At 64.4% G+C, this 18,479-nt stretch carries 16 protein-coding genes; 14 read left to right on the top strand and 2 right to left on the bottom strand.

Features of this window, described 5'->3' with window-relative positions; translation table 11 throughout:
* The first annotated feature begins 48 nt into the window (after positions 1 to 48).
* The 12 genes from ACN0YL_RS04080 to ACN0YL_RS04025 all read left to right on the top strand — a co-directional run bounded on the left by ACN0YL_RS04080 (position 49) and on the right by ACN0YL_RS04025 (position 13,706).
* Positions 49 to 348 (top strand): DUF2282 domain-containing protein, encoded by a 300-nt coding sequence (locus ACN0YL_RS04080; RefSeq protein ID WP_417492023.1) that lies wholly within the window; start codon positions 49 to 51, stop codon positions 346 to 348.
* 72 nt (positions 349 to 420) lie between these two features.
* Positions 421 to 1,260, top strand: a complete 840-nt coding sequence (locus ACN0YL_RS04075) for a DUF692 domain-containing protein (RefSeq protein ID WP_417492141.1) — start codon at positions 421 to 423, stop codon at positions 1,258 to 1,260.
* On the top strand, positions 1,253 to 2,011 hold the full coding sequence (locus tag ACN0YL_RS04070; RefSeq protein WP_417497131.1) for a DNA-binding domain-containing protein: 759 nt from the start codon (positions 1,253 to 1,255) through the stop codon (positions 2,009 to 2,011). The genes ACN0YL_RS04075 and ACN0YL_RS04070 overlap by 8 nt, the downstream gene beginning before the upstream one ends.
* On the top strand, positions 2,008 to 2,565 hold the full coding sequence (locus tag ACN0YL_RS04065) for a DoxX family protein (RefSeq protein ID WP_417497130.1): 558 nt from the start codon (positions 2,008 to 2,010) through the stop codon (positions 2,563 to 2,565). Before ACN0YL_RS04070 ends, ACN0YL_RS04065 begins: the two co-directional genes overlap by 4 nt.
* A gap of 86 nt (positions 2,566 to 2,651) precedes the next feature.
* Entirely contained in the window at positions 2,652 to 3,080 is a 429-nt protein-coding gene (locus ACN0YL_RS04060) for a DoxX family protein (protein ID WP_417497129.1), read from the top strand.
* Positions 3,081 to 3,207: 127 nt separating this feature from the next.
* Positions 3,208 to 4,521, top strand: a complete 1,314-nt coding sequence (locus ACN0YL_RS04055; protein WP_417497128.1) for a hypothetical protein — start codon at positions 3,208 to 3,210, stop codon at positions 4,519 to 4,521.
* A 104-nt stretch (positions 4,522 to 4,625) separates the two neighbouring features.
* Positions 4,626 to 5,825 carry an ADP-forming succinate--CoA ligase subunit beta gene (sucC, locus tag ACN0YL_RS04050; protein ID WP_417497127.1) on the top strand — a complete coding sequence of 400 codons (1,200 nt, stop codon included), beginning with the start codon at positions 4,626 to 4,628 and terminating at the stop codon, positions 5,823 to 5,825.
* Complete coding sequence (gene sucD, locus ACN0YL_RS04045) at positions 5,826 to 6,734, top strand: succinate--CoA ligase subunit alpha (RefSeq protein WP_417497126.1); 909 nt, start codon at positions 5,826 to 5,828, stop codon at positions 6,732 to 6,734. It abuts the gene before it with no gap.
* 197 nt (positions 6,735 to 6,931) lie between these two features.
* Entirely contained in the window at positions 6,932 to 9,916 is a 2,985-nt protein-coding gene (locus tag ACN0YL_RS04040; protein WP_417497125.1) for a 2-oxoglutarate dehydrogenase E1 component, read from the top strand.
* 35 nt (positions 9,917 to 9,951) lie between these two features.
* Positions 9,952 to 11,475: a 2-oxoglutarate dehydrogenase complex dihydrolipoyllysine-residue succinyltransferase gene (odhB, locus tag ACN0YL_RS04035; protein ID WP_417497124.1), complete on the top strand. Its 1,524-nt coding sequence runs from the start codon at positions 9,952 to 9,954 to the stop codon at positions 11,473 to 11,475.
* 60 nt (positions 11,476 to 11,535) lie between these two features.
* Positions 11,536 to 12,939 carry a dihydrolipoyl dehydrogenase gene (gene lpdA, locus ACN0YL_RS04030; protein WP_417497123.1) on the top strand — a complete coding sequence of 468 codons (1,404 nt, stop codon included), beginning with the start codon at positions 11,536 to 11,538 and terminating at the stop codon, positions 12,937 to 12,939.
* Positions 12,940 to 13,157: 218 nt separating this feature from the next.
* Positions 13,158 to 13,706, top strand: coding sequence for a GNAT family N-acetyltransferase (locus ACN0YL_RS04025; RefSeq protein WP_417497122.1), 549 nt, complete (start codon positions 13,158 to 13,160; stop codon positions 13,704 to 13,706).
* Between the two features lie 9 nt (positions 13,707 to 13,715).
* Here the strand turns inward: ACN0YL_RS04025 and ACN0YL_RS04020 are convergent, their stop codons facing one another.
* Positions 13,716 to 14,651, bottom strand: coding sequence for a tyrosine recombinase XerC (locus ACN0YL_RS04020; RefSeq protein ID WP_417497121.1), 936 nt, complete (start codon positions 14,649 to 14,651; stop codon positions 13,716 to 13,718).
* Entirely contained in the window at positions 14,633 to 15,319 is a 687-nt protein-coding gene (locus ACN0YL_RS04015; protein WP_417497120.1) for a DUF484 family protein, read from the bottom strand. Before ACN0YL_RS04015 ends, ACN0YL_RS04020 begins: the two co-directional genes overlap by 19 nt.
* A 151-nt stretch (positions 15,320 to 15,470) precedes the next feature.
* Here ACN0YL_RS04015 and ACN0YL_RS04010 point away from each other — a divergent pair, with 151 nt between their 5' ends.
* Both ACN0YL_RS04010 and ACN0YL_RS04005 read left to right on the top strand, forming a co-directional pair.
* Positions 15,471 to 17,636 (top strand): primosomal protein N', encoded by a 2,166-nt coding sequence (locus ACN0YL_RS04010; protein WP_417497119.1) that lies wholly within the window; start codon positions 15,471 to 15,473, stop codon positions 17,634 to 17,636.
* A gap of 21 nt (positions 17,637 to 17,657) precedes the next feature.
* Complete coding sequence (locus ACN0YL_RS04005) at positions 17,658 to 18,404, top strand: TerC family protein (protein ID WP_417497118.1); 747 nt, start codon at positions 17,658 to 17,660, stop codon at positions 18,402 to 18,404.
* Positions 18,405 to 18,479: the final 75 nt, after the last annotated feature.

The raw sequence follows: 18,479 nt of genomic DNA, 5'->3' as shown, positions 1-18,479 counted from the left end.
CACGTCCCCCCCAACCACCGGCCGACCAGATTCTGGAGATGAAGTCACATGAAATCCCGTACCCAAATCACCACGATCACTGCCCTCACGGCATCCGCTCTCGCCCTGTCGCTTTCTGCGGCCGTGGCGCAGGCCCAGGATGCACACGGTGAGCCCGCGATGGAGCATTGCTACGGCGTTGCACTGGCCGGCGAGAATGATTGCGCCGCCGGCCCCGGCACATCCTGCGCCGGCACCTCGACCGTGGACTTTCAGGGTAATGCCTGGACCAACGTTCCGGCCGGCACCTGCGAGTCCATCGAGACGCCCTATGGCCATGGTTCGCTGACGCCAATCGAGCGCCCGTAACCCCGGCTTTCCACAAATGCGCTGTTCCCCCGACAGCGCAGCGTGAGGCGATGTCGCTTGTGCAGTCCTGAAATATCCCCCTCAGCAGGTCTTGGCCTGAAGCCGGAGCATTTTCGCCCGGCACTGGACGAGCAGGCGGCCGGCCTGTGGTTCGAGGTTCATCCCGAGAATTACATGTCGGCCGGCGGTCCGCGTCTGGCCTGGCTCGATGCCATCCGGGCGCAGCGGCCGCTATCGCTTCACGGAGTGGGGATGTCGCTGGGCGGGCTGGAACCGCCTGATACCATGCACCTGCAGCGCTGGAAGCGTCTGCTCGACCGCTATGAGCCGGTGCGCATATCAGAGCACCTGGCCTGGTCGGTCCATTCGGGCACCTATTTCAACGATCTCCTGCCGACTCCGATGACCCGGGCGGCCCTTGATCGTTTCTGTTCGCACGTCGATGCGATGCAGACGGCGCTGGGGCGTCGGGTGCTGATCGAAAACCCGTCCCGCTATCTGCCGCTGCGCGAGGATATTCCGGAAGCGGATTTTCTTGCCGAGACCGTGCGCCGCACCGGCTGCGGCCTGTTGCTCGACGTCAACAACCTGCATGTCAGCGCCCACAATCTCGGTTTCGATATCTCCGCCTGGCTCGATACGATTCCCGCTGCCGCCGTCGGCGAGATTCATCTGGCGGGTCATGAGGTGGATGCAGGGCTGGGCGACGAATTGCTGATTGATACCCATGGCGCCCCTGTCGCCGACCCGGTCTGGGCGCTGTACGGGGCCGTGATCGAACGCATCGGGCCGCGGCCGGTTCTGATCGAGCGTGACAATAACCTGCCGTCATTCGACACGTTGCTGGTCGAGCGCGAGCGGGCCCAGGGCGTGCTGGATGCCGCGATGGAACAGGCGGGCGCCGATGCCTGATCATTTCCACGAGGATTTCGCTGCAGCCATCCGTTCCGGTGATCCAGCGGCGATCGAGGCGCGGCTCACCACGCCGGTGGCGCTGCGGCGCATGGCGGTCTACCGCAATAATGTCGTGCACGGGATCACCGAGGCCTTGCGGTCCGCCTACCCCGCTGTGGCACGGCTGGTCGGGGCCGAGTTTTTCGCAAGCATGGCGCGGGCCTACTGGGAGGTGTCGCCCCCGGCCGAGCCGTCACTGAGCCTGTATGGCGCCGGTTTTGCGGACTTCATCACCGGTTACGCTCCGGCAGCGGATCTGGTCTATCTGGCCGATATCGCCCGTCTCGACCGCGCTTGGCTTGAGGCCCACCATGCCAGCGACTTCCCGGCTCTTGATCCGGGTCGGATTGCGGGGCTGCCGCCGCACGATCTGCCGAATCTCGCGCCCGGTCTGCACCCCTCGGTCAGCCTCTGGTCCTCACCCTGGCCGGTCTATGAGATCTGGCGCCGCAATCGCGAGGCTTCAGAGCCGGTCGGGACTGTCGTCCTCAGGCCGGAGCCGGCGTCTGCGCTTGTGTGGCGACATCGCGGCGTCGTCAGGCATCGCGCCCTGACGCCGGGTGAGCAGGCGTTTTTCACGGCGCTGGCACAGGGCCAAAATCTTGAAGCGGCGGCCGAACACCTTCTCTCGCTCGACCCAGCCGGCGATGCGGCAGCCCTGTTCGGCGAAGCTCTCACCCATTCGATCCTCAAGGGAAACACTCCATGACCCTCCCGGCCCCGATGGCGGCACTGCCTGCGCGCCTGCATCAGATCCATCAGCGCCTGACTGGCCAGCTGCAGACTCTCCTCGCAGGCGATGTCTTGCGCGTGCTGGCGCGCCTGACCCTGGCGGGCGTATTCTGGCGTTCGCTCCTGACCAAGGTCGAGACGTTCGGCGTGTTCGGCTATACCGAGATGATCAATGACTTCGCGGTGCAGCGTTCATACCTGCGCCTGCCGGAACTCCCGCTCAGCCTGAAGCCCTCGACCCTGAACCTGTTCGAGAATGAATACGCGCTTCCCCTGGTCCCGACGGAGATTGCCGCATGGATGGCGACCCTGGCGGAATTCGTACTTCCGATTCTGCTCGTCCTGGGTGTGCTGACCCGCTTCTCGGCGCTCGCCCTGCTCGGGATGACGCTGGTGATCCAGGTATTCGTCTATCCGGATGCCTGGTGGGGAACGCACGCACTGTGGGTGGTTCTGGCGCTCTATATCGCCGCCCATGGTCCCGGCCGGCTCTCGATTGACCACTGGGCCGGGCCCCGGTTCGCGCGTTAGGTGCATTCGATTGCCAGTATGACGCCGTCCGGGCATGCTTGCCGGCAGACGGTCTCCAATGGAGGCAGGGGCAAGCGGGGACTGGCATGCAGGAAATAAAAACGACGGTTCGCGCCGAGCGCTTCATGCCGGACTGGATCGTCGGTGCGGCAATTCGCTGGTCGCTGATACCCGGGTTGTGGGTCTGGGGGCGGGCGCATGCCGGTGACTGGCCGGATGTGGTGCCGTCGGCCGTCAGTGCGGCCGGGGTCTGGGCCGTGCCCTTCATCACGCCGGAACAATTGGCCCAGATCGCGGTCTGGGGTGCACATCTGGCGGCAGCCATGCTGGCGGTCGGGTTTCTTACGCGGTTTGTCGGGCTCGCGCTGCTGTTGGCGACGGCGGTCTTCGCCTGGTGGGTCGCCCCGCAGGCCTGGACCAGTGCAGCCGTTTACGGTGCGGTGGCGTTCTATCTTTGTGTGCGCGGCGGCGGGGCGTTGTCTGTTGACGGGATGATCGTCGCGACCTTGCGATAGACGGCCATGCCGTGCCGGTAGCGGCGGGCGCGATGCTGCATCCATGGTTGTGGTAACGGTCTGTTTGCACTCCCGGGTGTTTCCTAGGGGCCCGGGTGTTTCCTAGGGGGCAGGGAGCACGACGGGAATGCAGGCTGAACTCAAGATGAAGCTCAAACTGGCGCTGGCCGGGCGGGCGGACGTCGAGATGGGGCAGTTCCAGTTCCTCAATCTTGCGGAGTTGAAAGCGCGCGCGGGCGATAGCTGGCAGCCGCTGCGTGCCAAGATCTATGATGTCAGTGCCCATTTCATCGAAAAGCGCCTCGACCCCGATGATGTCGTCTTCCGTTGCCAGGGCGGTTTTCTTATTATTTTCAGCCAATTGACCGGTGATTCCGCGGCGGTCAGGGTCGGGGAAATCCTTGACGAACTGTCGGCGTTCTTTCTCGGGGACCGGGCGCTCAACGCGCTGAAAATGGTGGCGGAGTCACGCACGGTTTCGCCGGAGGAATTCCTCGACATCATTGCCAGGGCCCAGCCTCAGGATTTGCCGGTTCCCCCAGCACCTGGCCCGGACCAGGCCGGCGCGGCGCGGGACGTTGCCGGCTGGCGCGAGGCCGGGCCGGAATCGTCACCGGCCCCGGCGACGCGGCGCTGGACGGAACCGGGTGCCAGGACCCCGAGTATCCCCTGGGACGAGATTGTTTTCAAACCGTGCTGGGACGCGCGCCGCAACAGCGTCACTCACCATCTGTGCGTCGCGCGGCGCATCGTGAATGGATGGCCGGCCTATGGGCGCGACACCTTTCCGGCGATCAATTCAAGGCCGCTCAACCGCCTGCTTGACCATTCCGTGGCGAAGGCGGCCCAGCGCGGCTTCCAGCGGCTCCACGCCGAGGGCGCCAGCTGCGGTATTATCATTCCGGTGCATTATGACACCATCTCCTCGCTCTCCGAGCGGATGCAGTATTTCGCGATCCTGCAGGCGGTGCCGGTGCCGATCCGGCGGCACTTCCTGTTGCGTATTGATGCGATTCCCGACGGCGCCCCGGTGGGGCAGATGCATGAATTGTTTCGCTCGATGATGCCGTTCGGGGCGCAGATCATCGCCCGGCTGCCCTATGGGGTCAGTGACCTGCGCCGCTTTGATGGCTGTGGTGTCGGCGCATTCGGGACCGAAATTCCCTATCGGCTCGGTGAAGGTGAGGTGGCGACCGCCACTGTACAGGCCGTGCTGGGACTGGTGACCGCGGCGCAGAGCCTGAAGGCGGAGACTTTTCTGACGCAGATCGAGAATGCTTCCCTGCTGGGCGCCTCGGTCAGCGCGGGTGTGCGCCTGTTCAGCGGTGATCTGATAGGGCCCGATGCCGACAGGCCCGCGCCGCTCAGGGCGCTTGAATTCAATGAAATTGTTCACCGAACCATACCGCCGGACGATGAGGCGCACATCGTTCGTATCTGATTGAATCCCGACCCGTGTGAAGCCATTGCGCTGACGCGGGCGGGTGTTATAAGGCGGGTCTCACCCGGCCTATCTGTCGTTCTCTCCCCGCGAGGCCCGCACACATGAATATCCATGAACACCAGGCGAAAGCCGTCCTGAAGAGCTTTGGCGCGCCTGTCGCCGAAGGCGTTGCGATTTTCTCCGTCGACGAGGCCAAGGCCGCTGCCGACAAGCTCCCCGGACCGCTCTGGGTCGTCAAATCCCAGATCCATGCCGGCGGACGCGGCAAGGGCAAGTTCAAGGAGCTCGGCCCCGACGCCAAGGGCGGCGTTCGTCTCGCCTTCTCGAAAGAAGATGTGGTCAAGAACGCCAAGGAAATGCTGGGCAACACGCTGGTCACCCACCAGACCGGCCCGGCCGGCAAACAAGTCAATCGTCTCTATATCGAGGACGGTGCCGATATTGATCGCGAACTCTATCTCTCCATCCTGGTCAATCGCGAAACCGGCAAGGTTGCTTTCGTGGTCTCGACCGAAGGCGGCATGGATATCGAGGACGTCGCGCATTCGACCCCGGAAAAGATCCAGACCCTGAATATCGAACCGCTCACCGGTGTCACCGACGCCGATGCGGAACGGATTTCCGATGCGCTGAAGCTGACCGGCACCGCGCGTGCCGACATGGGTTCGCTGGCGAAAATTCTCTACAAGGCCTTCACCGAGAAGGATATGAGCATGCTCGAGGTCAATCCGCTGATCGTCATGGAAGACGGTCATCTGCGGGTGCTCGACGCCAAGGTCTCCTTCGACGGCAATGCCCTGTTCCGCCATCCCGACATCATGGAATTGCGCGATACGACCGAGGAAGACGCCAAGGAAATCGAGGCCTCCAAGCATGACCTCGCCTATGTCGCCCTCGACGGTGATATCGGCTGCATGGTCAATGGTGCCGGTCTCGCCATGGCGACGATGGACATCATCAAGCTCTACGGCGCCGAGCCGGCCAATTTCCTCGATGTCGGTGGCGGTGCCACGACCGAGAAAGTCACGGCCGCCTTCAAGATCATCACCGCTGACCCGAACGTCAAAGGCATTCTGGTCAATATCTTCGGCGGCATCATGCGCTGCGACGTCATCGCCGAGGGCGTTGTCGCTGCGGTGAAGGAAGTCGGGCTGAAGGTTCCCCTCGTGGTGCGCCTCGAGGGCACGAATGTCGCGCTCGGCAAGAAGATCATCAATGAATCCGGTCTCAATGTGATCGCTGCGGACGATCTCGACGACGCGGCCCAGAAGATTGTCGCCGCCGTGAAGGAGGCCAAATAGATGTCGATCCTCGTCAATAAAGACACGCGCATCATTGTTCAGGGCCTGACCGGCAAGACCGGCACCTTCCACACCGAACAGGCGCTGGCCTATTACGGCACCAAGATGGTTGGTGGCGTGCACCCGAAAAAGGGTGGCACGACCTGGTCGTCCGGCCTTGATGGCGCCGCCAGCCTGCCGATCTTCGCCTCGGTTGCCGAAGCCAAGGACGCGACCCAGGCCGATGCCTCGGTGATCTATGTGCCGCCTGCAGGGGCCGGCGCCGCGATCATCGAAGCCATCGACGCGGAAATCCCCTTCATCGTTTGCATCACCGAGGGCATTCCGGTGCTCGACATGGTCAAGGTCAAGGCGCGGTTGGAAAAGTCCAGTTCCCGCCTGCTCGGCCCGAACTGCCCCGGCATCCTGACCCCTGAAGAGTGCAAGATCGGCATCATGCCGGGCTCGATCTTCAAAAAGGGCTCGGTCGGCGTCGTCTCGCGCTCCGGCACGCTGACCTATGAAGCCGTGTTCCAGACCAGCCAGGTCGGCCTTGGCCAGACCACGGCTGTCGGCATTGGCGGCGACCCGGTCAAGGGCACCGAATTTATCGACATGCTCGAGCTCTTCCTCGCCGACGACGAAACCAAGTCGATCATCATGATCGGCGAAATCGGCGGTTCGGCCGAAGAAGACGCGGCGCAATTCCTGATGGATGAGGCCAGGAAGGGCCGCTCCAAGCCTACCGTCGGCTTCATCGCCGGCCGCACGGCTCCGGCCGGCCGCACCATGGGCCATGCCGGCGCCATCGTCTCCGGTGGCAAGGGCGGCGCGGAAGACAAGATCGAAGCCATGCAGCGCGCCGGTATCACCGTCTCGCCAAGCCCGGCCCGTCTCGGCACTACGCTGGCGGAATTGCTCAAGGGCTGAGGCTTTTCAAACCTCTGATCAAGCCGCGTCGGGCATGGCCCCGGCGCGGCTTTTTCGTGTCTGGCGTCAGTTGTCAGCAAGTTGGCACCAGTCGCCTGCCAAAACCTTCTGTTTTCCACAGAACGGCCATAGATGGTTGTTAACCGTATCGGCTTAGTTCCCTACGAATCTTTTTGCGATTTCAGGCCCTCCCCCCCATGTCTGACCAGACCCGCTCTTCCGACAATCAATCCTTCCTGGACACGTCTTTCCTGCAGGGCGCCAACGCCGTCTATCTCGAGCAGATGGCCGCCGCCTATGCCGCTGATCCGGCGAGTGTTCCTGACAGCTGGCGACAATTCTTCAACGCCATGGGCGATTCCGCCGCCGATTCCCGGCGCGCGGCCGCCGGACCGAGCTGGAAACGCGCCGGCTGGCCGCACGCCGCCAATGGCGAGATGGTCTCGGCGCTCGGCGATATCGGTCCGGACGAAGCGGCGATGGTCGAGAAGGTTGCGGCCCATGTGGAGCGCACCGCACCGCAGGCTGACCCCGCCGCGATCCGCAAGGCGACCCAGGCCTCGATCCGCGCCATCATGATGATCCGTGCCTATCGCATGCGCGGGCATCTGGCCGCCGATCTCGACCCGCTTGGCCTGTCAGACCAGGGCGCCCAGCCTGAACTCGACCCGCTGACCTATGGGTTTGACGAGTCGGTGATGGATGAGAGCGTCTTCATCGACGGCTATCTCGGTCTGGAAACGGCGACGCCGCGGGAAATGCTGGAAATCCTGCGCCGGACCTATTGCGGCCCGGTCGGCATCGAATTCATGCATATCTCCAATCCCGAGGAAAAATCCTGGCTGCAGGAGCGCTTCGAGGGTCCGGACAAGGAAATCCGTTTCACCAATGACGGCAAGCGGGCGATCCTCGGCAAGCTGATCGAGACCGAGCGCTTCGAGCAATTCCTGCACAAGCGCTATCCGGGCACCAAGCGTTTCGGTGCCGATGGCGGTGAAGCCATGGTCCCGGCGCTGGAGCAGATCATCAAGCGCGGTGGCGCCATGGGTGTCGACGACATCATTATCGGCATGCCTCACCGCGGCCGTCTCAACGTGCTCGGCGCGGTGATGGGAAAGCCCTATCACCAGATTTTCCACGAATTCCAGGGCGGCAATACGCAGGGTGAGGAAGAGTTCGGTTCCGGCGATGTCAAATACCATCTCGGCGCGTCTTCTGACCGCGAATTTGATGGCAACAAGGTCCATCTCTCGCTGACCGCCAATCCGTCACACCTCGAGGCGGTTGATCCGGTCGTGCTGGGCAAGGCGCGTGCGAAGCAGGAACAGAATTGCCGCGAGCTGGCGGGCACACCGCGCTCGAAAGTCCTGCCCTTGCTGCTGCATGGCGACGCCGCCTTTGCGGGCCAGGGCATCGTGACCGAATGTCTTGGCCTGTCCGGCCTGCGCGGACACCGCACCGGCGGCGCGATCCACTTCATCGTCAATAACCAGATCGGGTTCACCACCGATCCCAAGGACAGCCGCTCCAGTCCCTATCCGTCCGATGTGGCGCTGATGGTCCAGGCGCCGATTTTCCACGTCAATGGCGATGATCCCGAAGCCGTGGTGCACGCCACGCGCATCGCGACGGAATACCGGCAGCTCTTCGGCAAGGATGTCGTGATCGACATGTTCTGCTATCGCCGCTACGGCCACAATGAGGGCGATGATCCGACATTCACCCAGCCGATCATGTATCGGGTGATCAAGGACATGCCGCCGGTCCGCAAGAAATACCAGGACCGGCTGATCGCCGAGGGCTCGCTCACCGCGGCTGAAGCCGAGGCGATGGAGAACGAGTTCGATCTCTTCCTCGAGGCCGAGTTCGACGCCGGCAAGACCTTCTCGCGCGAGAAGGCCGACTGGCTCGATGGCCGCTGGTCCGGCCTCGGCCTGCCTGACAGCGATGATCGCAAGGGCGAGACCAGCGCGACGATGGAGAGCCTGCGCGCCGTCGGCATGGCGATGACTACCGTGCCGGAAGGCGTCAATATTCACCGCACGCTGGATCGGGTGATCGGTGCGCGCCGCGCCGCGATCGAGTCCGGCGAGGGGCTGGACTGGTCAACGGCCGAGCATCTCGCTTTCGGCACGCTGCTGACCGAAGGCTTCCCGGTGCGCCTGTCCGGGCAGGATTGCGGCCGCGGCACCTTCTCCCAGCGCCATTCGCACATCATCGACCAGGAAACCGGCGATCGCTACACGCCGCTGAACCATCTCGGCGGCGATCAGAAGAAATACGAAGTCATCGATTCCATGCTGTCGGAAGAGGCGGTGCTCGGTTTCGAGTACGGCTACTCGCTCGCCGCCCCCAATACGCTGGTGATGTGGGAAGCCCAGTTCGGCGATTTCACCAATGGCGCCCAGGTCATCATCGACCAGTTCATCTCCTCGGCGGAGCGCAAATGGCTGCGCATGTCCGGCCTGGTGATGCTGTTGCCGCATGGCTATGAGGGCCAGGGTCCCGAGCATTCCTCGGCCCGCCCCGAGCGCTTTTTGCAGATGTGTGCCCAGGACAATATGCAGGTCGCCAATTGCTCGACGCCGGCGAATTATTTCCACATCCTGCGGCGCCAGATCCATCGCGGCTTCCGTAAACCCCTGATCATGATGACGCCGAAGAGCCTGCTGCGTCACAAGCGTTGCGTCTCGACGCTCGAGGCGATGGGGCCGGGCTCCTCCTTCCACCGCGTATTGTGGGATGATGCCGACAAGACCTCACGGCCCGAGGGCGAGATTTCCCAGTCCTCGACCGAGCTGAAGCCCGACGCCGAAATCCGCCGCGTCGTGCTGTGTACCGGCAAGGTCTATTACGACCTGCTTGAGGCGCGCGAGGCCAAGGAGATCGACGATGTCTATCTGATGCGCGTCGAGCAGCTCTATCCCTTCCCGTTCAAGGCGCTTCTCGCCGAACTCGCCCGCTTCCCGCAGGCCGAGATCGTCTGGTGCCAGGAAGAGCCGCGCAATATGGGCTATTGGACCTTCGTCGAGCCCAATCTCGAATTCGTGCTGGCCAAGCTGGAGGGCAGCGCCCTTCGCCCGGTCTATGTCGGCCGGGCGCCTTCGGCCTCGACGGCGACCGGTATTGCCGCCAAGCACAAGCATCAACAGGAAACGCTGGTTGACGAGGCCCTGGGCTGACGCCCGGCCTCGCCGCGAACAGGAAAGACATGATCATGACCGATATCACCGTTCCACAACTGGGCGAATCCGTCACTGAAGCCACCGTCGGCAGCTGGTCGGTCAAGACCGGCGACGCGGTCAAGAAAGACGATGTCCTCGTTGAACTCGAGACCGACAAGGTCGCGATCGAAGTGCGCGCCGAAAGCGATGGCACGATCGGCGATATTCTCGTCGAGGAAGGCGAGACCGTTGAGATCGGCGCCCGGCTGGCGACGATGAATGCCGGTGGCGAGACCGCTGCGGCTGCCCCCGCCGCTGAAGCGCCGGCACCGGCTGCCGCGCTTGCTGCCCCCGCCGCTCCGGCCGCCAGCTCTGGCGGCGAGACGGTCGAGGCGACGGTGCCGCAAATGGGTGAATCGGTCACTGAGGGCACGATCGGCGCCTGGCTGGTCAAGGTCGGCGACAGCGTCACCGTCGATCAGGCCCTGGTCGAGATCGAGACCGACAAGGTCGCCGTCGAAGTGCCGTCACCGGTGGCAGGCGTGATCAGTGAATTGCTGGTCGCTGAGGGCGATAGCGTCGCTCCGGGCGATGCCGTCGCGAGAATCACCGAAGGCGCAGCCGCAGCGGCCGCACCGGCTGCCGCCACCGCCGCGCCGGCTACGGGCGGCGATGCCGTCGCCATGCCATCGGCCGCGCGCATTATCGAAGAGAACAAGCTCGACGCCGGCGCCATCGCCGGCACCGGCCGGGATGGCCGCATCACCAAGGGCGATGCGCTCCAGGCCGCCGCCGCGCCGGCACCTGCCGCCGCAGCACCCGCTGCCGCCTCTGCACCTGCCGCTCCGGCCGCTCCGGCTGCGCCGCGCGAAACCGGGCCGCGCGAGGAGCGTGTCCGCATGACGCGCCTGCGCCAGACCATCGCCAAACGCCTCAAGGATGCCCAGAACGCGGCTGCCATCCTGACGACCTATAACGAGGCCGATATGGGCGCCATCATGGATGCCCGCAAAGCCCACCAGGAAGCCTTTGTCGGCAAGCACGGCGTCAAGCTGGGCTTCATGAGTTTCTTCGTGAAGGCCTGTGTCGCGGCGCTGAAGGATATCCCTTCCGTCAATGCCGAGATCGACGGCACCGACATCATCTTCAAGAATTTCTACGATATCGGCGTCGCCGTCGGCACCGATCGCGGCCTCGTCGTGCCGGTGGTGCGCAATGCCGACCAGATGTCGCTCGCCGAGATCGAAAAAGAGATCATCCGCCTCGGCAAGCGCGCCCGCGACGGCAAGCTGACGATCGACGAAATGCAGGGCGCCAGCTTCACCATCTCCAATGGCGGGGTCTATGGCTCGCTGATGTCGATGCCGATCCTGAATGCGCCGCAATCGGGCATTCTCGGCATGCACAAGATCCAGGAGCGCCCGATGGCGGTCAACGGTGCGGTCGTGATCCGGCCGATGATGTATCTGGCGCTGTCCTATGACCACCGCATCGTCGACGGCAAGGAAGCCGTGACCTGGCTGGTGCGTGTGAAGGAAAACCTCGAGGATCCGCAGCGCCTGCTGTTCGACCTCTGATCAAGCCTGCGGGCCTGCCCCGCGCATCACATATCCTGCCTGCCATCGGAGAGGCCCAAAATGTCAAAGCCCTATGATCTCGTCATTATCGGCGGCGGCCCTGGCGGCTATAACTGCGCCATCCGGGCCGGCCAGCTCGGCCTGAAAGTTGCCTGCATCGAAATGCGCGGCAAGCTGGGCGGGACGTGTCTCAATGTCGGCTGCATTCCCTCCAAGGCAATGCTGCACGCCTCCGAACTGTTCGAGAGCGCGACGACCGAATTTGCGGCGATGGGCATTGTCACTGGAGAGGTCGAACTCAACCTGCCGGCCATGCTGGCCCACAAGGACGACACCGTCGACGGCCTCACCAAGGGTATCGAATTCCTGTTCAAGAAAAACGGCGCCGAATATATCCGCGGCAAGGGCAAGATTCTCGGCCAAGGCAAGGTTCAGGTCGAAACCGATAGCGGCACTTCGGTGCTCGACACCAAACACATCGTCATCGCCACCGGTTCCGAAGTTACCCCGCTGCCGGGCGTGACGATCGACGAGGCGCGCATTGTTTCCTCGACCGGTGCGCTGGACCTGAAAAAGGTTCCCGGCCGCCTGGTCCTGATCGGTGCCGGCGTGATCGGGCTCGAACTCGGTTCGGTCTGGCGCCGCCTCGGCGCCGAGGTTGTGGTGGTCGAATATCTCGACCGCATCCTGCCGGGCATGGACAATGAGCTGGCCAAGGCGGCCCAGCGCATTTTTGCCAAACAAGGCATGGAATTCCGCCTCGGCACCAAGGTGACCGGTGTCGACAGTTCCGATCCTGACACGCTGAAAGTGACGCTGGAACCGGCCAAGGGCGGCGAGGCCGAGACGATTGAGGCCGATACCGTGCTGGTCTGCATCGGCCGCCGGCCCTTTACCGCCGGTCTGGGTCTGGAAAATGTCGGCATCGAGCCCGATGCCCGCGGCATCATCGCCAATGACCATTTCCGCACTTCGGCGGAGAATGTCTGGGTGGTTGGTGATTGCACCACCGGCCCGATGCTCGCCCACAAGGCCGAGGATGAAGGCGTGGCTTGCGCCGAACGCATTGCCGGCAAGGCCGGGCATGTGAATTACGGCGTCATTCCCGGCGTCGTCTACACCTATCCCGAGCTGGCCTCGGTCGGCAAAACCGAGGATGAGCTCAAGCAGGAAGGCCGCAAATACAAGAAGGGCAAATTCCCCTTCCAGGCCAATTCCCGGGCCCGCGCCAATCACGCCACCGATGGCTTCGTCAAAATCCTCGCTGATGCCGAGACCGACGAGATTCTCGGCGCTCACATGATCGGCGCCAATGTCGGCGAGATGATTGCGGAAATCTGTCTGGCGATGGAGTTCCGCGCCTCGTCCGAGGATGTCGCCCGCACCTGTCATCCGCACCCGACCCTGACCGAAGCCGTGCGCCAGGCGGCGATGGGGGTCGAGGGCTGGAGCATGCAGGCCTGACAGGCGGCGGGGAATCGGGTATATTTCCGTTCCGGGTCAGGCTTGTCACCGGAGCGCTCGATTGACAGTATCGGGCAGGTCGCGGCAAGGGCCATTTCGCAAAAACTTGTGACGACAAGCCTTGAACAGTGCCGCATGACTGCCCTGATCGCGCCACGGTGCCGACCTGTCCGTCCGCGTGGAATGGTGTGCGGCTCGAGTAGATGGAATGCAGTTCAATGTCTGACAGAACCGAAATCGTCTCACAACGCCTGCGCCTGGTTGCTCTCGACCGGGAGCTGGCGGAACTGCAACTGACGGACCGCAAGGCCTTTTTCGCCGCGCTGGGTGTCGAGCCCGAGCCGTCCTGGCCGCCGGAACTGATGGATACACCGCAGATCGAATGGAATCGGGACCGGCTCGTGGAACACCCCGAGCATGTCGGCTGGTACTCCTGGGTCTATATATCGCCGATCATGAATCGCTTGCTCGGGATTGGTGGCTTTCAGGGGGCTCCGACCGAAGAGGGTGAGGTGGAAATCGGCTATTCCATGCTGGTCTCCTATCGTGAACGCGGCCTCGCGACCGAGGCGGTCAATGCCTTGATGGGCTGGGCCTATGCCCATGACGAGGTCAAGCGCGTCATCGCCCGCACCCGCAGCGACCGCAATCCCTCGCATCGCGTGCTTGAAAAAGCCGGCTTCACACAGGGGGCGACCATTATGGACCCTGAAGAGGGGTTTGAGGTGACGTTCTGGTCGCACGACCGGGCCCAGCTCGCGGCCTGAGGCCCGGCCTCAGCGCGACCGCGCCCGCGGATGTGCGCCGTCATAGATCGCCATCAGGCGCGAGGTTTCGACATCGGCATAGATCTGTGTTGTCGACAGGCTGGCATGGCCGAGCAATTCCTGGATCGCCCGTAAATCACCGCCATGGGCGAGCAAGTGCGTCGCGAAGGAATGCCGCAGGGCGTGCGGCGTCGCGGTCGGGCCAAGGCCGAGGCCTGCCCGCAAATCCTCCATCCGCTTCTGGACCGCGCGTGCGCCCAGCGCGCCGCCCCGGACGCCGCGGAAGAGTGCCTGCCCGGCGGGCAGCTCGAACGGGCAGAGCGCCGCATAATGCGCCACCGCTTCGCGCACCACGGGCAGGATCGGCACCAGGCGCGTCTTGCCGCCCTTGCCCGTGATCTGGATGCTCTCGGGCAAATCCCGGTCCCGGCCCGTCAGGGCGAGCGCCTCGGAGATGCGCAGGCCGCAGCCGTAGAGCAGCGACAAGACCGCGACATCACGCGCCTCGATCCAGTCGCTTCCCCTTGACCGGCCGGCCTCATCGATCAGCGCCCGGGCGCCGCTCTCGCTGACCGGTTTGGGTTTGGAGCGGCCCTGCTTCGGGGCCTCGATCAGGGTCAGGGCGGCATTCTCGACGCCCCAGCGCCGCTCCGCATAACTATAAAAGGTCCGAATCGCCGAGAGCGAACGGGCCAGCGACCGGGCCGACAGCCCGTCGCGGCGGCGTGACGCCATGAAGGCGCGAAAATCCGTGGCCTTCAGCCCGGCCAGGTCATCCAGGCTGATGGTATGGCCGAGGTGTGCGCCGAGAAAGGCGGCGAACTGGTCGAGATCGCGGCCATAGGCCTCGACGGTTTTCGGGCTCAGCCGGCGCTCGCCCGCCAGGTGCTGGCCGAAGGCCAGGCGCGCATTGGCGAGGGGGAGGTTCAGCTCGCGTGCAGCCATCGTGTGACCATCCGTTCGACACTGCGGGCGAGGAAATTGAGCAATTCCGTGCCCTGGCCGGCCTCGAACATCGCCGGATCGCGCGCGGCCAGCGCCATCAGGCCGTCATGGCCATTGAAATCGAGCCTGACGATCGCCTCGGACTTCACCCGCGCGCCCTGTTGGCCATAGAGCGCGTGCGCGATCACCGGATTGACCGGCCCGAGCCGCTCGACCTTGTTGCCCAGCACTTCGCCGACAAAGCCTTCAGCGGCGCCGAGAATCGATTCGCCTGCCGGCAGCGGCGCGTGCCCTTCGATCAGGACGCGGCAGACATCGACGCCCAGCGCACCGGTCAGCCGGCTGGATATCTTGCGATCGAGGGCGGCGAGCGAATCGGTTTCCAGCAGGGCCAGAACCGCCATGTGGATTTGCGACTGGGTCGCCAGATTGGCGCGCGCGGTCTCGACAATACTGGCATTGAGCGATTTGAGCTGGCGCAGCTCGGCCAGCAGCTTGCCGCGCGCTGCCGCGCCAAGATCGATCACGCCGTCACCGGCATCGCGCTGGGCCAGCAGGGCGAACAGTTCGGCATCCTCACGCACGAAATCCGGATTGGAGAGCAGGAAATCGCGGACCCGGTCGGTATCCAGCGGGTCGGCAGGCATGCCCTCGGCGTTTTCCGTCATGATGATTCGGCTCCATTGCGATCAGGCACCAGACTTGCCCCATTCGGTTTCCGAAAAGGAAACCGGGGGAGGAAAATGCAGCGGAGGAGTCTGGAGTCCCCAACGCTATTCCGCTTTGAACTCCCGATCGCAAACGGGCACACTTGCGCCCGTGTCCTCCGAATCGTCATCTCGCGCCTCGATCCTGTTTCCGCTGCCCTTGCCGGAGGCCTTCGACTATCTCGTGCCGGAAGGGCTGGAGCTGGGGCTGGGCGATCATGTGCTGGCCCCGCTGGGCAAGCGGATGGTGCATGGCGTGGTCTGGGCCCTCAAGCCGGGGCCGGGCGAGCGGGCGTTGAAATCTGTCGAGGCGCCGATGGGCGGAGCGCCCTTGCCGGCGGGAACGCGGCAATTCGTTGACTGGCTGGCGCGCTATCTGGTGCAGCCGCCCGGGGTGATCCTGCGCTCGGTGCTGCGCAGCGCCGAGGCGCTGAAACCTTCGCCGACCGAAACGCTTTATCGCGTCAGCGGCGAGGAGCCGCCGCGCATGACAGCCGCCCGCGCCGCCGTGCTCGATGCGGCCCTGGCGCTTGGGGAGGCTTCGGCGGCGGATATCGCGCGCGAGGCCGGCGTTGGCGCCGGTGTCGTCAAGGGGCTGGCGACCGCAGGAGCCCTGATGGCCATCAGCCGCCAGGTCGATCCGCCCTATGGCAGTCCCGATCCCGAGGCCGAAGGCCTGTCGCTGACGATGTTGCAGGCCGAGGCCGGCGGCGTGTTGCGGCGGCTGGTCCGGGCCGGCGGTTTCCAGGCGGCCCTGCTCGACGGGGTGACCGGCTCGGGCAAGACCGAGGTCTATTTCGAGGCGATCGCCGAAACCCTGCGCCGCGATCCCGCGGCCCAGATCCTGATCATGCTGCCCGAAATCGCGCTGACAGCGGCCGTGCTGTCGCGGTTTGAGGCGCGCTTTGGCTGTGCGCCGGCGATCTGGCATTCGGCGGCGGGACCGAAGGAGCGGCGCCGCTGCTGGCGCGAAGTCGCCGAGGGACGGGCGCGGATCGTGGTCGGCGCGCGGTCGGCCCTGTTCCTGCCCTTCACCCGTCTCAAACTCATCATCGTCGATGAGGAGCATGACCCGACCTACAAGCAGGATGAGGGCCTGCCCTATCAGGGGCGTGACCTGGCGGTGCTGCGGGCCAAGATCGAGGGCGCGATGATCGTGCTCGCCTCGGCGACGCCTTCGCTGGAAAGCCTGACCAATGCCCAGGCCGGGCGCTATGTGCATGTGCGCCTGCCGGCGCGGCCCGGAGCGGCGGTGCTGCCACAGGTCGACACCATCGATCTGCGTGAAACGCCGCCGGAGGCCGGGCGCTGGATCTCGCCGCCGCTGATCGCGGCGATGGTCGAAACGCTTCAGGCCGGCGAACAGGTGCTGCTCTATCTCAACCGGCGCGGCTATGCGCCCCTGGTATTGTGCCGCGCCTGCGGCCATCGCATGACCTCACCGGACACCCAGTCCTATCTCGTCGAGCATCGCTATACCGGGCGGCTGGTTTGCCATGTCACCGGGTTCTCGATGCCGCGGCCGAAATTCTGTCCCGAATGCCAGGCCGAGGACAGTCTCACCAGTGTCGGGCCGGGCGTGGAGCGCGTCGCCGAGGAGGCGAAACATCTCTTCCCCGATGCGCGGATCGATATCTATTCCTCTGACAGCAGCTCGGGCCCCGATCTGGTCGACCGGATGGAGCGCGGCGAGATCGATATCCTCGTTGGCACCCAGATCGCCGCCAAGGGGCACAACTTTCCCAACCTGACCCTGGTCGGGGTGATTGATGCCGATCTCGGCCTGGCCGGCGGCGATCCGCGCGCCGGCGAGCGCACCTTCCAGACCCTGGTCCAGGTCGCCGGCCGTGCCGGCCGTGCCGAACGGCCTGGCCGCGCCCTGCTGCAGACCCACCAGCCCGAGCACGAGGCGATCCAGGCGCTGATCGCCGGCGATCGCGACGCCTTCCTCGAAACCGAGATCATGGCCCGCGAGGCGCTCGGCCTGCCGCCCTTCGGCCGTATGGCGGCGATCAGTTTTCAGGCGCGCGACGTCCAGGCAGTCGAGGCCGCCGCCGGGCGTTATGCCGCAGCCGCACCGCTGACCGATGGTGTCGAGATCTGGGGGCCGGCCGAGCCGCCACGCGCGCTCGTGCGCGGCTGGCACCGGCGGCGCATTCTGGTGCGCGCCGACAAGACCATCGATCTGTCAGCCTATCTGCGGGCCTGGAAGGAGCGGGTGAAAATCCCGCCCTCGATCCGCGTGACGATTGATGTCGATCCCTATAGTTTCATGTGATCCCCGACAGGAATGCTCCCCATGCTCGAACTACTGACTTCGCCCGAAATCTGGATGTCGCTGGCGACACTGACCTTTCTCGAGATCGTTCTCGGCGTCGACAACGTCATTTTCGTCGCCGTGATGGCGGCGCAATTGCCCGAAGAGAAGCGGCCCCGCGCCCGCTTCATCGGCCTTTCCATGGCCCTGGTCCTGCGGGTGCTGATGCTGATCAGCCTGGTGTGGATGGCGCATCTGGAAACGCCGCTCTTCACCGTGTTGGAACATGATGTGTCGGTGCGCGATCTGATCCTGCTGGGCGGGGGCCTGTTCCTGCTGGCGAAGGGGACACTTGAAATCCACCACACGGTTGAAGGTGTGACCGAGGTCAAAAAGGACACCGCCTCTGCCGGCTTCGCCATGATCGTGATGCAGATCATGGTGATCGACGTGGTCTTCTCGCTCGACTCCGTGATCACCGCCGTTGGCATGACCGACCAGATCATCATCATGATCACGGCCGTGGTGATCGCCATGGGTGTAATGTTGTTTGCTGCCGGCACCGTCTCCCGCTTCATCGAATCGCACCCGACTACCAAAATGCTCGCCCTGGCCTTCCTGCTGCTGATCGGCATGTCCCTGATCGCGGACGGTGTCGGCTTCCATATTCCGCGCGCCTATCTCTATTTCGCCATCGCCTTCTCGCTCTTCGTCGAAGTGCTCAACATCTTCGCCCAGAAGAACCGTGCGGGGATGCCCAGCACCGGGGAGGGCGATACGGCGCACTGATGCGGGGGTGAGATCGTCAAAATAAACCCGGCCCGGCCCGGCGCCGTCATTTGGCTCGCGGCCTGCTGGCGGAGG

Source organism: Maricaulis sp. (assembly GCF_048269565.1).
In the GTDB taxonomy this organism is placed as follows: domain Bacteria; phylum Pseudomonadota; class Alphaproteobacteria; order Caulobacterales; family Maricaulaceae; genus Maricaulis.
Note: the sequence above shows the minus strand (reverse complement) of the source record. Positions and strands in the feature narration are given on the sequence as shown.

Excerpts from the sequence above, each read along its gene's own strand:
- ACN0YL_RS04060 (WP_417497129.1), top strand. The coding sequence starts at position 2,652 with ATGCAGGAAATAAAAACGACGGTTCGCGCCGAGCGCTTCATGCCGGAC.
- ACN0YL_RS04005 (WP_417497118.1), top strand. The coding sequence starts at position 17,658 with ATGCTCGAACTACTGACTTCGCCCGAAATCTGGATGTCGCTGGCGACA.
- ACN0YL_RS04070 (WP_417497131.1), top strand. The coding sequence starts at position 1,253 with ATGCCTGATCATTTCCACGAGGATTTCGCTGCAGCCATCCGTTCCGGT.
- ACN0YL_RS04020 (WP_417497121.1), bottom strand. The coding sequence starts at position 14,651 with ATGGCTGCACGCGAGCTGAACCTCCCCCTCGCCAATGCGCGCCTGGCC.
- ACN0YL_RS04065 (WP_417497130.1), top strand. The coding sequence starts at position 2,008 with ATGACCCTCCCGGCCCCGATGGCGGCACTGCCTGCGCGCCTGCATCAG.
- ACN0YL_RS04040 (WP_417497125.1), top strand. The coding sequence starts at position 6,932 with ATGTCTGACCAGACCCGCTCTTCCGACAATCAATCCTTCCTGGACACG.
- ACN0YL_RS04080 (WP_417492023.1), top strand. The coding sequence starts at position 49 with ATGAAATCCCGTACCCAAATCACCACGATCACTGCCCTCACGGCATCC.
- lpdA (WP_417497123.1), top strand. The coding sequence starts at position 11,536 with ATGTCAAAGCCCTATGATCTCGTCATTATCGGCGGCGGCCCTGGCGGC.
- ACN0YL_RS04015 (WP_417497120.1), bottom strand. The coding sequence starts at position 15,319 with ATGACGGAAAACGCCGAGGGCATGCCTGCCGACCCGCTGGATACCGAC.
- ACN0YL_RS04025 (WP_417497122.1), top strand. The coding sequence starts at position 13,158 with ATGTCTGACAGAACCGAAATCGTCTCACAACGCCTGCGCCTGGTTGCT.
- sucC (WP_417497127.1), top strand. The coding sequence starts at position 4,626 with ATGAATATCCATGAACACCAGGCGAAAGCCGTCCTGAAGAGCTTTGGC.
- odhB (WP_417497124.1), top strand. The coding sequence starts at position 9,952 with ATGACCGATATCACCGTTCCACAACTGGGCGAATCCGTCACTGAAGCC.
- sucD (WP_417497126.1), top strand. The coding sequence starts at position 5,826 with ATGTCGATCCTCGTCAATAAAGACACGCGCATCATTGTTCAGGGCCTG.
- ACN0YL_RS04055 (WP_417497128.1), top strand. The coding sequence starts at position 3,208 with ATGCAGGCTGAACTCAAGATGAAGCTCAAACTGGCGCTGGCCGGGCGG.